The following is a 4,252-nucleotide window of genomic DNA, read 5'->3' on the forward strand; positions in this document are numbered from 1 at the left end:
CGCCAAGGCCGGGCCACTAAGGCCCTTTCGCCTGGCCCAGCCGCATTCTCGCCGCCGCTATTGCCTGCACCCGGGCCGGCGTCGCTGGATTCGGCGGCGCCGGATGCCTCCGGAGCCGCCTGGTCTACGGCGGAAGCGGAGCGGGTTCGCGCCGCCGCCTTCGAGGCCGGCTACCGCGAGGGCTTGTTTGAAGGCGGGGAAGCCAAGCTGGGCCGCTTAATTCCCCGCTATATGCTGCTGCCCGAAATCCGGGTGGACGACGTCATTGCCGCCGGTTTCCCAGCCGTTGCCGGGCAGCTTTATCCGATGCTTACGCCAGCAGAAGTGTTCGCTACAGCGGAGGGGGCGCTGCGGGAAAACCGACCGCTGTCGATTGTCCGTCTCGGCGACGGAGAACTGCTCACCTTGGCGCACGGTACGGTCATTTCCACCGAGGAAGCGCTCCGCTGGGGGGCTTTTTTGCCCTATGCAGGCGTGCATTTGCCTAATCCGGCAGCACGTGAAGCGTTGGCAGCCGCCATAAGGGCTGCGGATATTATCGGGGTTCCGGAATCCCGTCATCCGTCCTATCAGGGGCTGTTGTTCCCGGTGCTGCGCCATTATGGAATCGATTACCGCAGCCTGCGTTTGACCACTTCGACCGTCAATTATGAACTCAATACCGGAGGTTATTTAACGAGACTGGTGCATGGCCGGCGTGTCTTACTAATCGGGAATCAAGCGGAAGCGTTGGCGGGATATCTTGGGCAGCGCGGTGTGCAGGTTGTGGGTTGGCTTGCTCCGGTGCAGGGCGTTGCCGATGTGCCCAGGGTCATGATGCGCTTCCGGGAAGTTCCGGACTTTGATCTGGCTTTGGTTGCGGCTGGAGTGGCAGCAGTGATGATCTGCACACGGATATCCGGAGAACTGGGCAAAGTGGCGTTGGATACGGGACATTTAGCCGACAAGCTGATAAAAGGGGAGGCGGCATGGCCGCAGCTCGGGGAGGTGCACAACAGTGCAAATGGAGTTTGACGGAAAAACCAAACATACTAGACGCGGTTCAGGAACCTACGAGCAAGGATACACTGCCGGCTATACTTACGGAGTTCAAGAAGGCTACCGAACATTTGCTGACCGTCAGGAAATCACGAGTATTATTATTCCGACTTATGATCGTAGAGATCTGCTGCTACAGTGCTTGGATCATATTGATCGCTACACGTCTACACCTTATGAAGTCATCGTCGTTGACAATGGGTCGACCGATGGAACGGCGGCGGCGGTTCGGAGACGGCCGGGGCGAGTGCGGCTGGCGGTGTATCCGCAGAATCTGGGGTTCGCCCGTGCCGTAAATACCGGTCTAATGATGGCCAAAGGGAATACAATTGTGCTTCTGAACAACGATGTACTGGTGACGGAGCGTTGGCTGGATCAACTGCTGGCGTGCCTTCGTCAGTTTCCTCAAGCAGCTGCAGTTGGGCCGGTAACGAATTACATCAGTGGCGAGCAGCAAATGGATGTTCCTTATGAGGATGTGGCGGATATGCCGGCATTTGCTGCCATGTACAACCGTTCGGATCCGATGAAGTGGCGGATAACCGATCGGTTGGTAGGGTTTTGCGTAGCTTTTCCTCGAGCAACGCTGGAGCAAGTTGGATATTTCGATGAAGGATATGAGATCGGCAATTTCGAGGACGATGATTGGGTCGCCCGTTTGCGCCTGCAAGGAAAAACGCTGGTGATCGCCGGAGACACCTTCGTGCATCATTACGGAAGCATGACGATGAAAGGGTTAGGCAATCAGCAGTTTCAGGAAGTAAACACTCGCAACCACCATTTCTTTCGTGAAAAATGGGGAGATCTGCACGCTCTCTATGCACGGATGCTTGCTTGGCGGGGGGAACGGACGTTAAGGGCGGCGGATTTCTTCCCGACCCACGTGCGGGTTCGAGATGTGAAGGGAGGCGTACACTGGCTGGAGCATGGCGTTCGCCATCCGGTGCACCCGGCGGCGGCTGACTCATTGCCGGGGCTGCCGCGACTGTCCGTGCTGGATCTGGTCCAGCTTCCCGTCGGCCCGGCCCGTTCACCGGAGCAACTCGCTGGCTTAAGCAGTGGTATGCCATCCGAGGCGGGCTTTACGGATGGCGTCGTGGTCGCCAGCAACGGACGGTGGTACCAAATCGATCGGGGGCAACGGAGGGAGATCGTCTCGGAATACACGCTCCGCGCTTGGGGGCTTACGCCTTCGTTAGCTGTACCGGAGAACGAAGTGGCTGCCTACCCGGAGGGGCTACCGATTCTGCCTCCGCAACGCATCGTGAGCGAGGATTTATAGGCTGGAACAAGCCGGCTCTACAGGAACGCGCAAATTCGTACCGGCATATGTTATTGGAGGGCATCCTGAGGCTGGTGTCCGCAGTCCGCTAATCAGAGCACGGCGTAAAGGCCGGCCTTAGTTGAGGAGGAGTCAGAGTGGAGCAAAAAATATCTGAGATCATCGTGCACATGGCCCACTCTCACCAGCAGATGGCGCGGGTGATCGATGCGGAACGACAAGTCGCTGTACGCATGGCACAGATCGTTCATGCGATTCCCGACGCCGAGCCAGCGTTCGATGGGACGCCCGGCATTTTGGAGAATTCGGGTCGGATCAACAAAAGTGTGATCTCCTACTTAAATGCCATTGCCGATTTACAGGAAGCAATGGCCGAGAATTTGAGCCATGTGATGAAGCAATTAAAGGTCCAAGAAGAAGAGTGAGGTTAATGAAGCGGGGTATGATGCCATGAGCAGGGAACAGGCTTATCTGAACATGTTGGATGCGGCCGCAAAAATCCAGTGGAACGTCGCAATGATACTGGAAGCCAAGGCGGTCGAGTCCGAGAAGGTGCGCAACTGGATATTGAATCATGTGCTGGATAGCAGTTTCGAGGATCACGAAAAGCAGCTGTCCGACCCGCTGGAGGTTCACGATCAACTCGTGGAGGTGATTGAGGGCCTGACCAAGCTGCAAAATGGGCTGTGTAACAACCTGAAAACGGTGCTCCCTCCCGACATGACAGAAGGCGGCGGGGATGGTCTGGACGGAGGATTCGGCGGGTTGTTCGACGGCGGTGATTTTGATCTGGAGGCAGGCAAATGACGATGTTCCCCCTTCAGGCCGGGGAGGAGGCGAAACTCCGGTTAGTTGATGCTATAAGCCAAAGCCAGCAAGCGATGGCGCGGATTCTCGGCAGCCTCGCCGACGTGACCGAGCTCTCCCCGGACGCTGCAAGGCATATTGCCGGAAATATAGATAAATTGACCAAATATCAAGAAGCGATGGCCCGCACGGTTTGCGGGTTGACTTTTCATCGCGTCAAATATGGAACTCCTTCACCACCATGGATGATGGAAGCCTGCTATGCAGCATACGACGTGACCCGAGGAGTACAGGAGGAAGAAGAAGGATGGCAAAAACCAAACTCCGGCGTACCCGCCGTGTAAAGCCGCGTACGACGAGAAAAGTTCGGCTCCGCAGAAAACGGAAGCTGACCCTAAGGCGGAGAAGTAAGACGATCCCTGCCCGCCGCAAGCGTCGCAAGGCGGTACACAAGCCGCGTACACATCGCAGAAGAAGACGTAGAGTGAGACGCCGGCGAAACGCACTACCGGTCCCGGCAGCGGCGGTTCCTGTTACAGAACAAGGAAGCGAAGACAAGGCCGTTTATGATCAGGCCTATAACGAGGCTTATCAAGAAGGATTTAACAGCGGCTTCGCCCAAGGCTACGAGGACGGACATAAGATGGCCTACAAGGATCAAGTCTGACGTATCATCTCTGAAAAGAATCAATCTGATAGGTGCAAATCAGATCGATATCTAGCATCAAATCTATTAACCGTTGTCGGTTCATCGGCAGCGGTTATTTCATTATAGGTAGGGGGGCATATTGCCATTCTCCGCCCCTTTTTAACCATTATCCCTTTGAATCAGGGAGTGAAGAGAATGGGATGGAACTGTCCAGTATAAAAAATCTTGAAGTTGCCCAGGGGTCAATTCCTTAACTACTTGCATGTACTTCTTGTAATACTCCATACACTTTACTTCTTGCAATTCTTATGCGACTGCTGCAAGGAACGGCTTCCGCTGGCGTGCGTTCAGACCATGTGCGATTAACTCACGGTAAGGGATGGCAGGAATGGACAAGCACATCTGCAGCAGGTTTTGACACATCTCTTCCTCGGAACAAGTCATGCGCAGGTAACGGCGGACGGTGTACTCGTTCA

Annotated in this window: 6 protein-coding genes and 1 pseudogene; 6 read left to right on the plus strand and 1 reads right to left on the minus strand. The window is 55.6% G+C overall.

Annotated features, from left to right (window positions below; translation table 11 throughout):
- The 6 genes from RW092_RS09750 to RW092_RS09775 all read left to right on the plus strand — a co-directional run.
- The coding region (locus RW092_RS09750) for a GT-D fold domain-containing protein (protein ID WP_316010095.1) at window positions 1-1,014 on the plus strand (1,014 nt) is incomplete at its 5' end.
- Window positions 1,004-2,320 (plus strand): glycosyltransferase family 2 protein, encoded by a 1,317-nt coding sequence (locus tag RW092_RS09755; RefSeq protein WP_316010099.1) that lies wholly within the window; start codon window positions 1,004-1,006, stop codon window positions 2,318-2,320. The genes RW092_RS09750 and RW092_RS09755, both read left to right, overlap by 11 nt.
- 137 nt (window positions 2,321-2,457) lie before the next feature.
- A complete protein-coding gene (locus RW092_RS09760; protein ID WP_009225097.1) occupies window positions 2,458-2,745 on the plus strand; it encodes a hypothetical protein in 288 nt (95 codons plus the stop codon).
- 25 nt (window positions 2,746-2,770) lie between these two features.
- Window positions 2,771-3,127 carry an alpha-helical endospore appendage domain-containing protein gene (locus tag RW092_RS09765; protein ID WP_316010096.1) on the plus strand — a complete coding sequence of 119 codons (357 nt, stop codon included), beginning with the start codon at window positions 2,771-2,773 and terminating at the stop codon, window positions 3,125-3,127.
- On the plus strand, window positions 3,124-3,471 hold the full coding sequence (locus RW092_RS09770; protein ID WP_316010097.1) for a hypothetical protein: 348 nt from the start codon (window positions 3,124-3,126) through the stop codon (window positions 3,469-3,471). The genes RW092_RS09765 and RW092_RS09770 overlap by 4 nt, the downstream gene beginning before the upstream one ends.
- Window positions 3,435-3,794 carry a hypothetical protein gene (locus RW092_RS09775; RefSeq protein WP_316010098.1) on the plus strand — a complete coding sequence of 120 codons (360 nt, stop codon included), beginning with the start codon at window positions 3,435-3,437 and terminating at the stop codon, window positions 3,792-3,794. Before RW092_RS09770 ends, RW092_RS09775 begins: the two co-directional genes overlap by 37 nt.
- A gap of 288 nt (window positions 3,795-4,082) precedes the next feature.
- Here the strand turns inward: RW092_RS09775 and RW092_RS23910 are convergent.
- A pseudogene (locus tag RW092_RS23910) lies at window positions 4,083-4,252 on the minus strand (transposase); the annotation flags it as partial.

This window comes from Paenibacillus sp. 3LSP, from assembly GCF_032465655.1.
Lineage (GTDB): Bacteria > Bacillota > Bacilli > Paenibacillales > Paenibacillaceae > Fontibacillus > Fontibacillus barengoltzii.

Coding starts and splice junctions, on each gene's coding strand:
- RW092_RS09775 (WP_316010098.1), top strand. CDS start 3,435: ATGGCAAAAACCAAACTCCGGCGTACCCGCCGTGTAAAGCCGCGTACG.
- RW092_RS09770 (WP_316010097.1), top strand. CDS start 3,124: ATGACGATGTTCCCCCTTCAGGCCGGGGAGGAGGCGAAACTCCGGTTA.
- RW092_RS09755 (WP_316010099.1), top strand. CDS start 1,004: ATGGAGTTTGACGGAAAAACCAAACATACTAGACGCGGTTCAGGAACC.
- RW092_RS09765 (WP_316010096.1), top strand. CDS start 2,771: ATGAGCAGGGAACAGGCTTATCTGAACATGTTGGATGCGGCCGCAAAA.